Below are 1616 nucleotides of genomic sequence, written 5' to 3'. Positions count from 1 at the left end.
GGTCTGGAAGGTCTTCCCGGCTGGCAGGCCGGCGCTCTTGCGGCGCATCGCCTTGGTGGCCGCGTCCCGCCCCCGGACCTCTTCAGCCAGAAGGACGCGGAGGACCTCGGTGGGGTCCCATCGCTGCGCTTTCGCGGTGGCCAGCACGTCCGGGGCGGCAGCACGGAGGTAGGGCATGCGCATGCGCTTCAGGACCGTGGTCAGGTCCTCGGGCAGCGGCGGGGCAGTCATCGTCGTGGTGACGGTCATCGGGTGGTCTCCATGCTCGTGGTGGTGGTGAATCCGGCCCAGCTGGTGGTGCCGGGCTGGGCGGAGTGGGTCTCATCAGCGATGACCAGGTCTGCGACCGCGGCACCGCTTAAGTGGTGGTCGACGATGGTGGCCAGGTCACCCTCGGCGAAGCGTCCGGCGGTCGCGGCGATCCCGAGTCCGGCATCAACCTGATCGGTGCCGACCAGGGCGGCCAGCTCGAGCGCGGCGGTCATCTTCGCCCGGATCCGCACTGTCCCGGCGGCAGAGGCCTCGATCAGCCAGGCCCTCGCCCCATCTCCCAGGGCGAGGAAGTCCCGCTCGGCGCTGGTGCGGGCCCGGGGCCGCGGAACGCGGGGAGCGCCGGTCGGGTCCTGGGGATGGTCGGGATAGTGGGCCAGGTCGATCCGGGGAGTGCCCGGGGTGGAGAGGCGATGGCGGGCGACCTCGACCAGCCCGCGTCGGTCCCCGGCCCAGTCCGGGAGGGTGGGTAGGGCGTCGAGGTCGGCGATGATCACCAGCTCCATCCCCGCGGCGCGGACCCAGACCTCGGCCCCGACCAGGCCCGGCGGCGTGGAGTAGCGCACCGATCCGAACCGCACCGTCTGATCGGTGCCCACCGACCGGGTCTGGCCCAGCGCCATCGTGTGAGGAGCCGCCGGCAGCACGTGCAGGCGGGCACGTTCCTCGGCCAGGGCCTCGGCCGGGATCCGTGCGGACTCTCGATGCCTGCGGGCGTTGACCTTGTGGGTGAACGTCTCGCAGGCGGTCTCGAGCTCGGCGAACGAGGCGTAGTCGGCGCGGAGGTTCGCGTCGGTGGGCACCAGATCCGCCTTCGCGATCTTCACCGTCGCCTCGGTCCCGCCCTTGGACTCCGGATCGAAAGGGACGCAGGTATGGACCTGCATGCCGTAGTGCCGGCCGACCTCGACGATCTGCGGATGCCGCACCGGGACCCCGGCCACGTGATCGATGCTGACGGTCCTCGGGTTGTCGGTCAGGACATAGGTCGGGACCCCGCCCAGGCGGTGCAGCGTCGCATCCAGGCACGTGATCAGCGTGGGCAGGGTCTGGTCCCAGACCGGGATCACCACCCGGAACCTCGAGAAGGCCAGCCACGCGCAGAACAGCCACGTCCGCCGCGGCGTCCCGTCCGGGCCGGGCACCTTCGGACCCTCACCCCAGTCGAACTGCAGCCACAGCCCCGGCTCGGTGATCCACGGCCGGTAAGTGCGCCGGTGCCCGGCCCGCCACGCCGCCTTGGCTCGTGCGACCGCCCGCCGAGTAGTTCGCTCCGTCCCCGTGAACCCCTGCGCGACCAGCCGTTCATGGACCACGTCCGCGCGGACCTTGCCGCTACTGCGCTC

1 protein-coding gene and 1 pseudogene are annotated in these 1616 nt (G+C 71.7%); both read right to left on the bottom strand.

Annotation, left to right across the window (positions count from 1 at the left end):
- A pseudogene (locus ACT3SQ_RS19145) lies at nt 1-249 on the bottom strand (ATP-binding protein); the annotation flags it as partial.
- Nucleotides 246-1616 (bottom strand): IS21 family transposase (istA, locus tag ACT3SQ_RS19140; protein WP_444601611.1); only part of this gene is annotated, 1371 nt, incomplete at its 5' end. The gene istA and the pseudogene ACT3SQ_RS19145, both read right to left, overlap by 4 nt.

Source organism: Brachybacterium sp. AOP42-C2-15, from assembly GCF_052377065.1.
GTDB lineage: Bacteria > Actinomycetota > Actinomycetes > Actinomycetales > Dermabacteraceae > Brachybacterium.
Note: the sequence above shows the minus strand (reverse complement) of the source record. Positions and strands in the feature narration are given on the sequence as shown.